The sequence below is a fragment of the Streptomyces sp. NPDC088746 genome (assembly GCF_044751065.1).
Taxonomy (GTDB): Bacteria; Actinomycetota; Actinomycetes; order Streptomycetales; family Streptomycetaceae; genus Streptomyces.
The window spans coordinates 1,445,125-1,460,247 of sequence record NZ_JBIVLA010000002.1; the positions used below are offsets into that span (position 1 = coordinate 1,445,125).

11 protein-coding genes are annotated in these 15,123 nt (G+C 73.1%); all 11 read left to right on the forward strand.

Translation table 11 applies throughout. From position 1 onward, the window contains the following. Nucleotides 1–154: 154 nt before the first annotated feature. The gene (locus ACIP63_RS14135; protein ID WP_401514855.1) at nucleotides 155–2,524 is read left to right on the forward strand and encodes an ATP/GTP-binding protein; all 2,370 of its coding nucleotides are present in this window, start codon (nucleotides 155–157) and stop codon (nucleotides 2,522–2,524) included. Nucleotides 2,525–2,678: 154 nt separating this feature from the next. Next, on the forward strand, nucleotides 2,679–4,256 hold the full coding sequence (locus ACIP63_RS14140) for a PucR family transcriptional regulator (RefSeq protein ID WP_401514858.1): 1,578 nt from the start codon (nucleotides 2,679–2,681) through the stop codon (nucleotides 4,254–4,256). Nucleotides 4,257–4,411: 155 nt separating this feature from the next. Further along, nucleotides 4,412–5,857: an aldehyde dehydrogenase family protein gene (locus ACIP63_RS14145; protein WP_401514861.1), complete on the forward strand. Its 1,446-nt coding sequence runs from the start codon at nucleotides 4,412–4,414 to the stop codon at nucleotides 5,855–5,857. Between the two features lie 226 nt (nucleotides 5,858–6,083). Next, entirely contained in the window at nucleotides 6,084–6,776 is a 693-nt protein-coding gene (locus ACIP63_RS14150) for a DUF1524 domain-containing protein (protein ID WP_401514864.1), read from the forward strand. Nucleotides 6,777–7,004: 228 nt separating this feature from the next. Beyond that, a complete protein-coding gene (locus ACIP63_RS14155; RefSeq protein ID WP_401514866.1) occupies nucleotides 7,005–7,163 on the forward strand; it encodes a hypothetical protein in 159 nt (52 codons plus the stop codon). 518 nt (nucleotides 7,164–7,681) lie between these two features. Further along, complete coding sequence (locus tag ACIP63_RS14160; protein ID WP_401514869.1) at nucleotides 7,682–9,628, forward strand: acyl-CoA dehydrogenase family protein; 1,947 nt, start codon at nucleotides 7,682–7,684, stop codon at nucleotides 9,626–9,628. A gap of 79 nt (nucleotides 9,629–9,707) precedes the next feature. Further along, nucleotides 9,708–10,949, forward strand: coding sequence for a 3-phosphoshikimate 1-carboxyvinyltransferase (gene aroA / locus ACIP63_RS14165; RefSeq protein ID WP_401514872.1), 1,242 nt, complete (start codon nucleotides 9,708–9,710; stop codon nucleotides 10,947–10,949). A 41-nt stretch (nucleotides 10,950–10,990) separates the two neighbouring features. After that, nucleotides 10,991–11,485: a nucleotidyltransferase domain-containing protein gene (locus ACIP63_RS14170; RefSeq protein ID WP_401514874.1), complete on the forward strand. Its 495-nt coding sequence runs from the start codon at nucleotides 10,991–10,993 to the stop codon at nucleotides 11,483–11,485. Between the two features lie 78 nt (nucleotides 11,486–11,563). Further along, a complete protein-coding gene (locus ACIP63_RS14175; protein ID WP_401514875.1) occupies nucleotides 11,564–12,322 on the forward strand; it encodes a hypothetical protein in 759 nt (252 codons plus the stop codon). A gap of 61 nt (nucleotides 12,323–12,383) precedes the next feature. Further along, entirely contained in the window at nucleotides 12,384–13,637 is a 1,254-nt protein-coding gene (gene dxr, locus ACIP63_RS14180; protein ID WP_401514878.1) for a 1-deoxy-D-xylulose-5-phosphate reductoisomerase, read from the forward strand. Next, nucleotides 13,634–14,944 (forward strand): M50 family metallopeptidase, encoded by a 1,311-nt coding sequence (locus tag ACIP63_RS14185; RefSeq protein ID WP_401514881.1) that lies wholly within the window; start codon nucleotides 13,634–13,636, stop codon nucleotides 14,942–14,944. Before dxr ends, ACIP63_RS14185 begins: the two co-directional genes overlap by 4 nt. Nucleotides 14,945–15,123: the final 179 nt, after the last annotated feature.

A 15,123-nucleotide genomic window follows, 5' to 3' on the forward strand; every position in this document is an offset into this window, starting at 1 on the left:
GGGGCGTGTCCTTGTCCGCGACGGACAGATGCCCCGGTGGCATCCCCGGTGACGCCCCCGCCGGGTCATCCGGCCGCATGGCTGAACTCCCCGTGCCCGGGCACTAGATTGGCCGTGCAGAAGGCGGACCTGGCTGGTCAGGGGGCAGCGGTTCATGGACACCGAAGGCACGTACGACGCACGCGGCACGGGCGCGGACCGGGTGCCCCGTCCGGCTGGGCCACCACCCGCGGCGCCACCGCCCCCCGCGTATGCCCCGCACCCCCGGCGCCCGCCCACGGCGGACGCCGGTGTCGAGGAGTGGCTGCGCACCCCGCGCCCCGTCCGGGAACCGGGCGTGTGGCGCTACGGGCACACCCCGCGCCCGCCCGAGAAGCCCGAGGGGGTGTCCGACCGCTCGCTGCTGGTCGGGGTGCTCATCTCCGTACTCAGCGGACTGCTCCTGTGGTCGCTCTGGCGCAACGGGTACATCCCCTACCGGCTCGTCCCGCTGAAGCTGTTCACCCCCGGCGACTGGTGGTACGCCGGTACGTTCGGCGGCCCCCGGACGATCGAGGGCGCCGACGCCCTCACGGTCTACGAGGCCGTCCTCTTCGGGCTCCTGGTCTACGGCTGCGCGCGACTGGGCAACTGGTCCGAGATCTTCCGGCGCCACGTCGCGGGCCGGGGGCAGCCCTTCCTGGGGCTGGCCACCGCCGCCGGAGGGGCCCTCGCCGAACTGCTCGTGTGGAAGGACGGCGTGCCGGTCGTCCGGCCGGTGCTGATCCTCGTCGCCTCGGTCGCGGGCGGTGAGATCTACCAGAGCCAGACCGTCGTCAACGTGATCTACACCCTGATCGCCCTCGGGGTGCTCTGGCCGTTCGCCCGCCTGGGCCACTGGCGCCGGCTCCTCGCCGACCGGTTCGGGAAGGGCGCCGCGACGACACCCCAGGCCCTCTCCGCGCCCCCGGACGCACCCACCCCCGAGCAGTGGCCCGAGCTCCGCGCGGCAGGCCGGACGGACGCCGCCGACGCCCTCACCGCCGAGGTGCGCACCGGCCGCATGAACGACGTCGACGTCGCACGCCTGCGCCACGCCTGGACCGTCGGCCGGGGGCACCCGGAGCGGCTCGCCGCGCTCACCGAGGCCGTCCTGCGCACCGGCGGCGCCGCCGCGCTCCACCCCTCGGGCGCCCGGGACCTGCCCCGCCGCACCGCCCGGCACGATCTGCTGACCGGCCAGGTCCGCCTCGGCAGCTGCGCCGACGACCCGCACAACCCGTACGCCCGGCGCGGCTCCGGACTCGCCCTGGAACCCGCGCTGCTCGCCACCTCGCTGCTCGCGGTCGGACCTCCGGGAGCGGGCAAGTCCGCCCGGCTGGTGCGGCCGGTCGTGGAATCGCTCGCCCTTCAGGCACTCGCCGGGAAGGCCGCGGTGCTCGCCGTGGGAGGCGCCGGGGCCGAGCTCGGCCCGGACGACGCGTTCGACGTCGTGGTGCGGATCGGTGACCCGGCCTCCGCGCACGACTTCGACCTGTACGGCGGCACGACCGACCCCGACGAGGCCGCGAGCGTGCTCGCGGAGGGGCTGGTCGGCGACGTGACCCACCTGGACAGCAGGCGCGCCGCCACCGTGCTCGCCCAGCTGCTCGGCCCCTACCGCACGGCCCACGGGCACTTCCCCGGCGTGCCGGCGCTCCGGGAACTGCTGGACGGCGACCTCGACGCGATAGACGCGCTCCGGGAGGCGCTCGGGGCGGGCGGTCACCAGGCCATGCTGCGCGAGCTGGAGGCCCGCACCCGGCAGAAGGGCGGAGCGGGAGACCCGGGCCCGGTGCTCGCCGACCGGATCGCGCTCCTCGACCGCCCCGCCTTCGCGCCGTTCTTCGCCACCGGGGCGGGGGCCCGGCCCTTCTCGCTGCGGTCCCTCGAACACCTGCCGCTCCGGGTCAGGATCGACCTTCCGGAGCGGGCACACGCCGAGGCGTCACGGCTGCTCACCCGGCTGCTCCTCGCCCAGTTCACCGCCGTCGCCGCCGCCCGCACCGACCGGTCGCTCTTCGTCTGCCTGGTGCTGGACGACGCCACGCACGCCGTCACCGCGGAGACCGTCCGGGGGATCCGGCGGCTGCGGTCGGTCAACGCCGGAGCGGTCCTGACCCTGCGCACCGTCGACGACGTCCCCGAGGGGCTGCACACCGCGCTGCTCGGCGCGGTCGGCTGCCGCATGGCCTTCAGCGGCGTCACCACCTGGGACGGCAAGCGCTTCTCCGAGGTCTGGGGCAAGGAGTGGGTGGAGACCCGCGAGGTCGCCCAGCACGCCGTCTTCGCGGACCAGCCGTTCACCCGCGCCCTGCACGGGCTGCGCAAGCTCGTCACCGGCAAGGCCGTGACCAGGGACGCCGTGACCGTGCGACGGGTCGAGCGGGAACGCTGGTCCGCCTCGGAGCTGGCGTACGAGCTGCCGGCGGGCCACGCGGTCCTGTCGCTGACGACGGTGGACGGCGAGCACGCGCCGCCACTCCTGGTGGAGCTGGGCGGCTGAGCCGGGGGCCACGAGGTTACGGGGACCCTGCCGCCCTGGCAGAATTGACCCCGCCCGTCTGTACGGGGCGGCGCATTCGAGCCGCTCGCGCAGAGCGGCGCCATCGAGCCGCCCGCCCGGGCGGTGCCATCGACTCCAGAGGTCCGGCGGTCCCATGCCCCCCACTCTCGCCTCCCTCGTCCAGCACTCCGCGCTCAAGCTCACCGTCCGGGCCGGCGCCGACCGGCTCGCCACCCCCGTGCGCTGGGCGCACGCGAGTGAGCTCGCCGACCCGGTCCCGTACATGGACGGCGGCGAGCTGCTCCTCGTCACGGCGACCAACCTCGACGCCCGGGACCCGGGGACGATGCGCCGGTACGTACAGCGGCTGGCGGGTGCGGGGATCGCGGGGATCGGCTTCGCCGTGGGGGTCACCTACGACGAGATTCCGCCGGCGCTCGTGGACGCCGCGGAGGAGGCCGGGCTGCCGCTCCTGGAGGTCCCCCGGCGCACACCGTTCCTCGCCATCAGCAAAGCGGTGTCCGCCGCGATCGCCGCCGACCAGTACCGGTCGGTCACCGCGGGCTTCGACGCCCAGCGGGAGCTGACCCGGGCCGCGGTCGCGGGGGACGGGCCGGCGGAGCTGCTCACCCGCCTCGCCGCGCACGTCGACGGGTGGGCCGCCCTGTACGACTCCTCGGGCGCCGTCGTCGCCGCCGCGCCCGACTGGGCGGCACGCCGCGCCGCCCGGCTCAGCCCCGAGGTGGAGCGGCTGAGGGACCGCCCCGCCCCGGCGAGCGTGGTCGTCGGCGACAGCGAGAGCGACGACCGGGTCGAACTCCAGTCCTTGGGCACCGGCCGCCGGAACCGTGGCGCCCTGGCCGTCGGCACGGGGGCGGCACTCGGCACGGCCGAGCGCTACGCGGTGCACTCCGCGGTCGCCCTGCTGACCCTGACCACGGCCCGCTCCCGCGCACTCCAGGGTGCGGAGCAGCGCCTCGGCGCCGCGATCCTGCGCATGCTGCTGGCGGGGGAGCCGGACCACGCCCGGGCCGTCGCCGGGGATCTGTACGGCGGGCTGCTCGACGCCCCCTTCCGGGTCCTGATCGCGGAGTCGCAGGCGCCCGCCGGGACGGAGCTGCTCGCCGAGGCGATGGAGGCCGCCGCCTCCCGGTCCGGCGAGACCCTCCTGATGGTGCCCGAGGGCGAACGTCTCGTGGTGCTGGCCGCGGACGGCGGCTCGGCCGCCGAAGCCGGCGCGGCCCACGCCAAAGCCGCAGGCGATCCGCCGGTCCGCGAACCGGGAGCCGACGACGCCGGCGTGGTCGTCGGCATGTCCGCGCCGTCCGGCCCGACCGCCGTCTCCGCCGCGTACAAACAGGCCGAACAGGCGCTCTCCGTCGCCCGACGCCGCGGCAGGACCATGGTCGAGCACGAGGAGCTCGCCGCGGGCTCCGTCCTGCCGCTCCTCGCCGACGACGCCGTACGGGCCTTCGCCGACGGGATGCTCCGGCCGCTGCAGGAACACGACGCGAAGGGCCGCGGTGACCTGGTCGCCTCCCTCCGCGCCTGGCTCTCCCGGCACGGCCAGTGGGACGCCGCCGCCGCCGACCTGGGCGTCCACCGCCACACCCTGCGCTACCGGATGCGCCGGGTGGAGGAGATCCTGGGCCGCTCGCTCGACGACCCGGACGTCCGGATGGAGCTCTGGCTGGCCCTCAAGGCGACGGCCGCCTCCTCGGGGACGCAGTAACTCCGTCCGGCTACGACAAACCGGCGTACCGGCCCACCGCTCCACTCCACGGCGGACAAGCCTCATCCGCCCCTGACCGTCCTACGGTGGGGCCGACGGGTGCCCTCGCGACACCCGGCGATCGTCGTTCACCACCCCGAAGGGCCGGTACCGCCATGACTTCCACCCACGCCTTCTGGCTGGCCGGCCGCCAGGCCACCGGCGAGGACAGCTTCGACGTCACCAACCCCTGGGACGGCCGGCTCGTCGGCACGGTCGCCGTGCCGACCGACGCCCAGGTCGAGGAGGCCGTCGCCGCCGCGTACGCCGTGCGCGAGGAGTTCGCCGCGACCCCGGCACACGTACGGGCCGCCGCCCTCGACCACGTCGTACGCCGCCTCACCGAGCGCACCGAGGAGATCGCCCAGCTGATCTCCGCCGAGAACGGCAAGCCGGTCAAGTGGGCCCGCGGCGAGGTCGGCCGCGCCGTCTCCGTCTTCCGGTTCGCCGCCGAGGAGGCGCGCCGCTTCAACGGCGGTGACGCCCAGCGGCTGGACACGGACGCCGGCGGGACCGGCCGTCTCGGACTGACCCGGCGCTTCCCGCGCGGCCCCGTCCTCGGCATCGCGCCCTTCAACTTCCCGCTCAACCTCAGCGCCCACAAGGTCGCCCCGGCCATCGCCGTCGGTGCGCCGATCATCCTCAAGCCGGCCCCGGCCACCCCGATCTCGTCCCTGATCCTGGGCGAGCTGCTGGCCGAGACGGACCTTCCCGCAGGGTCCTGGTCCGTGCTGACCGTGCCGAACGACAAGATGCCCGCCCTGGTCCAGGACGAGCGGCTGCCGGTGATCTCCTTCACCGGATCCGGCCCGGTCGGCTACGCGATCATGGAGTCGGTGCCGCGCAAGCACTGCACCCTGGAGCTGGGCGGCAACGGCGCGGCCGTCGTGCTCGGCGACTGGTCCTCCGAGGAGGACCTGGACCATGCCGCGAGCCGTATCGCGACCTTCTCCAACTACCAGGGCGGCCAGTCCTGCATCTCGGTGCAGCGCGTCATCGCCGACGCCACCGTGTACGACCGGCTCGTACCGAAGATCGTCGCGGCCGTCGAGGCCCTGGTGACCGGCGACCCCTCCGACGCGGCCACCGACGTCGGCCCGCTGGTCAACGAGGAAGCCGCCCTCCGCGTCGAGTCCTGGGTCGACGAGGCCGTCGCCGCCGGCGCCACGCTGCTGACCGGCGGCAAGCGCGACGGCGCCACCTACGCCCCGACGGTCCTCACCGACCTTCCGGACACCACGACGATCGCCGGCGAGGAGGTCTTCGGCCCGGTGCTGTACGTTCAGCGGACCGAGGGCGAGGCCGAGGCCTTCGCCGCCGTCAACGCCTCCAAGTACGGGCTGCAGGCGGGCGTCTTCACCCACGACCTGCAGACCGCCTTCCGCGCCCACCGCGCCCTGGAGGTGGGCGGCGTGGTCATCGGCGACGTGCCCTCCTACCGCGCCGACCAGATGCCGTACGGCGGCGCCAAGCAGTCCGGAGTGGGCCGCGAGGGAGTGCGCTACGCCATGGACGACTACACCTACGAGCGGGTGCTGGTGCTCACCGGCCTGGCCCTGTAGCCCGGACCCCCGCGACGAACGGCCGGAGCCCAACTGTGCGGGGGCTCCGGCCGTCTCCGTTCGTCCACTGCCGGTACGCGCGCCGACCCTCTGCCGATCCGCCGAGAGCACCGGGTCCGGCCGGGCGCGTCCGCGAATCGTTCCTGCGGTGAACGTCCACGCCCGTGCGGGTGAGAGGCGGCCGTCGGACGCCCGCCGCCGACGGGGCGGCCGGTAGAACGCGGGGGTGATCAAGAACTTCCGACGGGTCCCAGGGACGCTCGCGCTCGCCCTCGCCCCGCTTCTCGCCGCCGTCCCGGCACACGCCGCCGCCCCCGCCCCGCAGGGGCCGCGGCCCGCCGTGGTGACCACACTCGCCGATGCCGTGGGCCTGGTGAAGGCCGTCGACGAGAACCGCACCGGTTACACCCCCTCGGCCTTCAAGCACTGGACGTCGGGCGAGCTGCCCTCCGACGGCTGCGACACCCGCCACGAGGTGCTGCTCGCCGAGGCGCTCACCTCCCCTGCCGTCGGCGCCGGGTGCACGCTGACCGGCGGTACATGGGTGTCGTACTACGACGGCCAGGAGGTGAGCTCCCCCGACGCCGTGGACGTGGCGCACACGGTGCCGCCGGCGGAAGCCTGGGACTCCGGTGCCTCCGGCTGGACGGCGGCCCGGCGTGAGGCGTACGCGAACGACCAGGGCGCGGCGGCCTCGCTGACCCCGGTGACGGCCCGCACGAACCGGCAGAGGGCCGACCAGGATCCGGCGGACTGGCTCCCGCCGGTGCCGGAGGCGCACTGCCGGTACGCCGGTGAGTGGGTGGCGACGAAGCTGCGCTGGCAGCTCACCGCCGACAAGACGGAGACGGAGGCGCTGAAGGTCTTCGCCGAAGGGCCCTGCGAGGACACCGTCGTCCAGTACACGCCGGCTTCCTAGCCACCCCCCGCGCACCGCGTCACATCCGGGACGGCGCGTTCAGGTCGGGCAGAGGCGGCGATCGTGCCCCTGGCGGATGATCTTGCGTGACCTCGGGCCCGTCCGGCGGTTGATGTGATCAGCGGGTGGACACATCCGATGAGAAGAGGACGAGGTCACAACGTGAAGTCATACCGGACGCGGTCACGGCTCCGAGGTTCTGTCGGGGGCGGTGCCGCCCTGATCGCCATGGGGCTGTCCGCCGGGGCGGCGTACGCCGACGAGACGCACACCCATTCGCACAACGCGCCCCGCGTGGGTCTCATCCAGACCGGGCAGATCGACGACCCCCTGGAGGACGTGCTGGAACACGCGGCGGTCCTCGGCACCACCTACGTCTTCGACTAGGAGGATTCTCGGCGGGCGCCCGCAGTCCCCCGGCCCCGGAAGGCTTCCTCGGGTGCCGGGAAGGCGCCCGGCGGCCGGACCGTCGTCCGCCGGTGCGGCCGGGCACCGCGCCGACGGAACGGTCCTTCCGGGCGGTGATCCGGCTACGTCGAGGTCGCCCGACCGGACGAGCGGCTCCCGCCCGGCTCGGTGCCGCCGGTACGCACGCCCCGGGCCTCGGCGCGCGGAGCGCCACGCCCGGCCGGACCGAAGGGCGACCGGGCTCGACGGCACGGGCGCCAGGCTCCCCGCGGCAGGTACCGGCGGGTGTTCCCGCAGGACGCCGCGACGGGCGGAACGGCAGGCCGGCGTGGGGCGGAACGCCGTCGCGGGAGGGTCCCGGCCGCTCCCGTACGCCGCCGGGAGCCCGGCGCAGGGGTGGTGGGGCCGACGCAGATCGGGTAGATACGGACGAGTGGTACCGATCGGCACGCGTACGGCCCGACCCCTACCCCGACTCGCGGCGAGGTGAGCTCCTCATGTCCGCCCCATCCGACATCCCCCAGGCCCCCAAAGTCACCGAGCGCGAAGCGCGGCAGGTGGCCGAGGCCGCCCGTGAACAGGACTGGCGCAAGCCGAGCTTCGCCAAGGAACTCTTCCTCGGACGCTTCCGGCTGGACCTGATCCACCCCCACCCCCTGCCGGCCCCGGACGACGTGCGGCGCGGCGAGGCATTCCTCGCCCGGCTGCGCGAATTCTGCGAGGCCCACGTCGACGGCGCCCTGATCGAACGCGAGGCCAGGATCCCCGACGAGGTCATCAACGGCCTCAAGGAGCTCGGCGCTCTCGGCATGAAGATCGAGACCAAGTACGGCGGTCTCGGACTGACCCAGGTCTACTACAACAAGGCGCTCGCGCTGGCCGGTTCGGCGAGCCCCTCGATCGGCGCGCTGCTCTCCGCCCACCAGTCGATCGGCGTACCGCAGCCGCTGAAGATGTTCGGCACGCAGGAGCAGAAGGACGCCTTCCTGCCCCGCCTCGCACGGACGGACATCTCCGCCTTCCTCCTCACCGAACCCGACGTCGGCTCCGACCCGGCCCGGCTCGCCACCACGGCCGTGCCCGACGGGGACGACTACGTCCTGGACGGCGTGAAGCTCTGGACGACCAACGGCGTCGTCGCCGACCTGCTCGTCGTCATGGCCCGGGTCCCCGGGAGCGAGGACCACAAGGGCGGCATCACCGCCTTCGTCGTCGAGGCCGACTCCCCGGGCATCACCGTGGAGCACCGCAACGCCTTCATGGGACTGCGCGGCATCGAGAACGGCGTCACCCGCTTCCATCAGGTCCGGGTCCCCGCGGCGAACCGGATCGGCCCCGAGGGCGCCGGTCTCAAGATCGCGCTCACCACGCTGAACACCGGCCGCCTCTCGCTGCCCGCCATGTGCGTCGGCGTCGGCAAGTGGTCCCTGAAGATCGCCCGTGAGTGGTCGGCGGTCCGCGAGCAGTGGGGCAGGCCCGTCGCCCGGCACGAGGCGGTGGGCGCGAAGATCTCCTTCATCGCCGCCACCACCTTCGCCCTCGAAGCGGTCGTGGACCTCTCCTCGCAGATGGCCGACGAGAGCCGCAACGACATCCGCATCGAGGCCGCGCTCGCCAAGCTGTACGGCTCCGAGATGGGCTGGCTGATCTCCGACGAGCTCGTCCAGATCCGCGGCGGACGCGGCTTCGAGACCGCGGCCTCGCTCGCGGCCCGCGGCGAACGCGCCGTACCCGCCGAGCAGATGCTCCGCGACATGCGGATCAACCGGATCTTCGAGGGCTCCACGGAGATCATGCACCTGCTGATCGCCCGCGAGGCCGTCGACGCCCACCTCAAGGTCGCCGGCGACATCATCGATCCCGACAAGCCGCTCTCCGACAAGGCGAAGGCGGGCGCCAACGCCGCCGGGTTCTACGCACGCTGGCTCCCCAAGCTGGTCAGCGGGCCCGGTCAGCTGCCCAACGCCTACGGGGAGTTCCGCGTCCCCGGCCACCCCGACCTCTCCGCCCACCTGCGGTACGTCGAGCGCTCGTCCCGGAAGCTCGCCCGCTCCACCTTCTACGCGATGTCCCGCTGGCAGGGCCGCATGGAGACCAAGCAGGGCTTCCTCGGCCGGATCGTCGACATCGGCGCGGAACTCTTCGCGATGAGCGCCGCCTGTGTCCGCGCCGAGCACCTGCGGGCCGACGACGACCACGGCCGCGAGGCCTACCAGCTCGCCGACGTGTTCTGCCGGCAGGCCCGCCTCCGGGTGGAGGAGCTCTTCAACCGGCTGTGGTCCAACACCGACGACATCGACAGGCGCGTCGTCGACGGAGTCCTCTCCGGGACCTACACCTGGCTGGAGGAGGGGGTCATCGACCCCAGCGGAGACGGCCCCTGGATCGCCGACGCCACCCCCGGCCCGGCCACCGGGGAGAACGTCCACCGCCCCATCCGCTGAACCCGGCACACCCGCGGGGCGCGTCCACTGCCTGGACGCGCCCCGCGGGCACGCCCGCCGCACGGCAAAATGGACGCCCGTGACCGTCATCGACATCCCCGGCTCCAAGTCCGTCACCGCCCGCGCCCTGTTCCTGGCCGCCGCCGCGGACGGCACCACCACCCTCCTGCGCCCCCTGCACTCGGACGACACCGAGGGGTTCACCGAGGGACTGACCCGCCTCGGATACGGGGTCACCCGCGAGCCGGACCGATGGCACATCGAGGGGCGCCCCTCCGGACCCGCCGTCACGGACGCCGAGGTCCACTGCCGCGACGGGGCCACCACCGCGCGGTTCCTGCCGACGCTCGCCGCCGCCGCGGCCTCCGGGACCTACCGCTTCGACGCCTCCGCGCAGATGCGCCGGCGCCCCCTCGCGCCCCTCACCCGGGCCCTTCGCACCCTCGGCGTCGACCTGCGCCACGGAGGGGCCGAGGGCCACCACCCGCTCACCATCGAGGCGTCCGGCGTCAAGGGCGGCGAACTGACCCTCGACGCGGGGGAGTCGTCCCAGTACCTCACCGCCCTGCTCATGCTCGGCCCGCTCACCACCGAGGGCCTCCGGATCGACGTCACGGAGCTCGTCTCGGCGCCGTACATCGAGATCACCCTCGCGATGATGCGCAGCTTCGGTGTCGAGGTCGCCCGGGAGGGGAACACCTTCACCGTTCCTCCCGGGGGCTACCGCGCCACCACCTACGCCGTCGAGCCCGACGCGTCCACCGCCTCGTACTTCTTCGCCGCGGCGGCCCTCACCGGCCGTGAGGTCACCGTCCCCGGCCTCGGGACCGGCGCGCTCCAGGGCGACCTGCGCTTCACCGACGTGCTGCGCCGCATGGGAGCCGAGGTCACCACCACGGCCGAGGCCACGACCGTACGGTCCTCCGGGCGGCTCTCCGGCCTGACGGTCAACATGCGCGACATCTCGGACACCATGCCGACCCTCGCCGCGATCGCGCCCTTCGCCGGCTCGCCCGTACGGATCGAGGACGTCGCCAACACCCGGGTGAAGGAGTGCGACCGGCTGGAGGCGTGCGCCGAGAACCTGCGGAACATGGGCATCACCGTCCACGCCGGGCCCGACTGGATCGAGATCCACCCCGGCACCCCCCGCCCCACCGAGATCGTCACCCACGGCGACCACCGCATCGTGATGTCGTTCGCCGTCGCCGGACTGCGCACCCCCGGAATCAGCTACGACGACCCCGGTTGCGTACGGAAGACGTTCCCCCGGTTCCACGAGGAGTTCGCGGACTTCGTGGCGAGGACCGCGCGGCCGTAATCGCGGTGCGCCCCGGCGCGGGGCGCACTACGGTCACCCGCATGATGACCCGGAACGACGCCCTGGCCGTCCTCGCCCTGCTGCGCGAAGCGGGCACCGACGTGGTGATCGCCGGAGGCTGGGGCATCGACGCCCTGCTCGGCGAGGAGACCCGCGAGCACCGCGATCTCGACCTCCTGCACCGCCGTGACCAGGAGGCCGCCGTCGTGGCCGCCCTGGAGTCCGCCGGATACACCGAGACACTGGACTGGCGCCCCGTCCGTTTCGTGCTCAGCCATCCGTCCGGGCTCGAGATCGACCTGCACCCGCTGGAGTTCGCCGCCGACGGGTCCGCCGTCCAGTCCTCGCCCGACCCCGCCGAGCCCTTCCGCTACCCCGCCGCCTGCTTCGTCACGGGCACCATCGGCACGACCACCGTCCGCTGTATCTCGGCCGAACAGCAGGCGCTGTTCCACCAGGGCTACGAACCGGCCGGGCGCGATGTGGCGGACATGCGGCGGCTGCGGGAGAAGTTCGGCATCCATACGCACTTCTGACCTCACGATGCCGCACAATCGAGCCTCGGCCGCGATCGGACACGGGTCCCGGCGCGTCAACAGGAGACAGGGGCGGGGATGTTCGGGGTGTACGGGGCCGGCGGCCGGCGGGGAACCGTGGCGGCGGGATGCGCGGTGGTGGCCCTCCTGGGGCTCACCGGATGCGGTGGGGACGACGGCGACGGCAAGAGCGGCGCCGCGAGGAGCCCCGCCCCCTCGCGCCCGGCGGCGACGGCCGAAGGGCTCACCGAGGCGCAGCTCACCGCCGCCGCGTTCACCGACGGGGAGCGGGCCGGCGGCCTCACCGCGTCCGAGTACACCCTGGACGGGCCGCTCGGGGACGCCTACACCGCCGACCCCGCCGTCTGCCAGCCGCTCGTCAGCCTCGCCGGCGACGTCAGCGACTACGACCCCATCGCCCAGGTGCAGCGCAAGGCCGACAAGCCCGAGGAGATGCTCGGGATCACCGTCGACGTGACCCTGCGCTCGTACGACGACGGCGAGGCCGCGAAGGTCATGCAGTCACTGGACCGGGCCGGCCGGGAGTGCGCCGGGGGCCTCACCGAGGAACGGGCGGTCGCGCGCGCCGCCTACGAGAAGGTCGAACCCGCCGCGCTGCCCGCCTTCGCGGACGAGGCCGACGAGGCGAAGGCCTACCGCTTCACCGTCCTCGACGTGAAGGGGAAGCTGAAACTGTACGAGTACCTCACGGTCCTGCGCTCCGGCTCCACCACGCTCGCCTTCCGCGGCGAGATCCTGGGCACCCAGGACATCGGCGGGGTCCCGGAGGACGTCATGGCCGCCCAGTGGAAGAAATTCCGTGCCGCACGGGCCTGAGGCGCGCGCCGACGGGGGCGCGCTGTCACGACGCACAGCGGATGCGGCAACAATGGGGGCCATGAGCGACAGCCCCGCACCCCTGGCCGATCCGCATCTCGTCTTCGACGCGGCGGAAGGCCGCCGGGATCTGGTGATCCTCGGCTCCACCGGGTCCATCGGTACCCAGGCCATCGACCTGGTCCTGCGCAACCCCGCCCGGTTCCGCGTCACCGCGCTCTCCGCCGCGGGCGGCAGGGTCCGGCTCCTCGCCGAGCAGGCGCGGCAGCTTCGCGTACGTACGGTCGCGGTGGCCGACGGGGACAAGGTGCCGGCGCTCCGTGAGGCCCTGGGCGAGGTCTACGGGGCCGGGGAGCCGCTCCCGGAGATCCTGGCCGGCCCCGACGCCGCCACGGAACTCGCGGCGAGCGCATGCCACACGGTGCTGAACGGGATCACCGGCTCGATCGGTCTCGCCCCCACGCTCGCCGCGCTGAAGGCGGGCCGCACGCTCGCCCTGGCGAACAAGGAGTCCCTGATCGTCGGCGGCCCGCTGGTGAAGGCCCTGGCGGCCCCCGGCCAGATCATCCCGGTCGACTCCGAGCACGCCGCGCTCTTCCAGGCCCTCGCCGCGGGGAAGCGCGCCGACGTCCGCAAGCTCGTGGTGACCGCGTCCGGCGGCCCGTTCCGCGGGCGTACGCGCGCTGAGCTGGCCGACGTCACGCGGGAGCAGGCCCTCGCGCACCCCACCTGGGCCATGGGCCCGGTCATCACGGTCAACTCCGCGACCCTGGTCAACAAGGGCCTGGAGGTCATCGAGGCGCATCTCCTCTACGACATCCCGTTCGACCGGATCGAGGTCGTGGTCCACCCCCAGTCGTACGTTCACTCGATGGTGGAGTTCACAGACGGCTCCACCCTCGCGCAGGCGACCCCGCCCGACATGCGGGGCCCCATCGCCATCGGTCTCGGCTGGCCCGAGCGGGTCCCGGACGCGGCCCCCGCCTTCGACTGGACGAAGGCCTCCAGCTGGGAGTTCTTCCCGCTCGACACGGAGGCGTTCCCGTCCGTCGGGCTCGCCCGGCACGTGGGCACCCTGGGCGGCACGGCCCCCGCGGTTTTCAACGCGGCCAACGAGGAGTGCGTGGAGGCGTTCCTGGCGGGACGGCTCCCCTTCAACGGCATCATGGATACGGTCACAGCGGTGGTGGCCGAACACGGCACCCCCGTACGGGGAACTTCACTGACGGTCGCGGACGTCCTCGAAGCGGAGACCTGGGCCCGGTCCAGGGCCCGCGAACTCTCGGCGGAAGCGACAGCGGAGGCGCACGCATGAGCATGACGACGATCCTGATGACGATTCTCGGTATCGCCATCTTCGCCGTGGGTCTGCTGTTCTCGATCGCCTGGCACGAACTGGGCCACCTGTCGACGGCCAAGCTCTTCGGCATCAGGGTGCCGCAGTACATGGTCGGCTTCGGGCCGACCATCTGGTCGCGCAAGAAGGGCGACACCGAGTACGGCATCAAGGCCATCCCCGCGGGCGGCTACATCCGCATGATCGGCATGTTCCCCCCGGGGCCCGACGGCCGGATCGAAGCGCGCTCCACCTCGCCGTGGCGCGGCATGATCGAGGACGCCAGGTCCGCCGCCTTCGAGGAGCTCGAGCCGGGCGACGAGACGCGCCTCTTCTACACGCGCAAGCCGTGGAAGCGCGTGATCGTGATGTTCGCCGGACCCTTCATGAACCTGGTCCTGGCCGTCGCGATCTTCATGGGCGTGGCCATGACCTTCGGTTTCCAGACCCAGACCACCGAGGTCGCGGGCGTCCAGAAGTGCACGATCGCGCAGAGTGAGAAGCGTGACACGTGCGAGGCGTCCGACCCGGTCTCACCGGCCAAGGCCGCCGGTCTGCTGGAGGGCGACAAGATCGTCGCCTTCAACGGGAAGAAGATCGACGACTGGGCCACCCTCTCGGACGAGATCCGGAAGACCATCGGCCCCGCCACCGTCACCGTGCAGCGGGACGGCCGGGAACAGACCCTGAACGCCGTGCTGAAGAAGAACGCCGTCGCGCAGAAGGACGGTGACGGCGAGGTCGTACCCGGCAAGTTCGTCGACGCCGGCTACCTCGGCTTCGCCGCCAAGACCGAGATCCTGCCGCTCTCCTTCGGCGACTCGGTCGTCCGCATGGGCGACATGATCGAGAACGGCGTCGATTCGATCATCGCCCTGCCCTCCAAGATCCCCGACCTGTGGAACGCGGCGTTCAGCGACGGTGAGCGCGCCGACGACTCACCGGTCGGCGTGGTCGGCGCGGCCAGGATCGGCGGCGAGGTGATGAACCTCGACGTCCCGGCCCAGAACCAGATCGCGATGATGCTGTTCCTGCTGGCCGGCTTCAACCTCTCGCTCTTCCTCTTCAACATGCTGCCCCTGCTCCCGCTGGACGGCGGGCACATCGCGGGCGCCCTCTGGGAAGCCCTGCGCCGAAATGTGGCCAAGGTCTTCAAGCGGCCCGACCCCGGCCCGTTCGACGTGGCGAAGCTCATGCCGGTCGCCTACGTGGTCGCCGGGATCTTCATCTGCTTCACGCTGCTGGTGCTGGTCGCCGACATCGTGAACCCCGTGAAGATCACCTGACGTCCCACCTGTCACATGGGTGACGGCCGGCCACACAGGTGGTGTCCGGCCGTCACCCATCGGGCGGTTTGACGGCACGGGTGCGCCCCGTTCCCCTCCGGTGCCGTAACCTCGAAGCCTGGAGCCCGCCGTTCTCGGGACCTCGATCCACACTGATCCACACCTTGGGGATGCTCAGC

Coding starts and splice junctions, on each gene's coding strand:
- ACIP63_RS14145 (WP_401514861.1), top strand. CDS start 4,412: ATGACTTCCACCCACGCCTTCTGGCTGGCCGGCCGCCAGGCCACCGGC.
- ACIP63_RS14160 (WP_401514869.1), top strand. CDS start 7,682: ATGTCCGCCCCATCCGACATCCCCCAGGCCCCCAAAGTCACCGAGCGC.
- ACIP63_RS14185 (WP_401514881.1), top strand. CDS start 13,634: ATGAGCATGACGACGATCCTGATGACGATTCTCGGTATCGCCATCTTC.
- ACIP63_RS14170 (WP_401514874.1), top strand. CDS start 10,991: ATGATGACCCGGAACGACGCCCTGGCCGTCCTCGCCCTGCTGCGCGAA.
- ACIP63_RS14140 (WP_401514858.1), top strand. CDS start 2,679: ATGCCCCCCACTCTCGCCTCCCTCGTCCAGCACTCCGCGCTCAAGCTC.
- ACIP63_RS14175 (WP_401514875.1), top strand. CDS start 11,564: ATGTTCGGGGTGTACGGGGCCGGCGGCCGGCGGGGAACCGTGGCGGCG.
- ACIP63_RS14155 (WP_401514866.1), top strand. CDS start 7,005: ATGGGGCTGTCCGCCGGGGCGGCGTACGCCGACGAGACGCACACCCAT.
- ACIP63_RS14135 (WP_401514855.1), top strand. CDS start 155: ATGGACACCGAAGGCACGTACGACGCACGCGGCACGGGCGCGGACCGG.
- dxr (WP_401514878.1), top strand. CDS start 12,384: ATGAGCGACAGCCCCGCACCCCTGGCCGATCCGCATCTCGTCTTCGAC.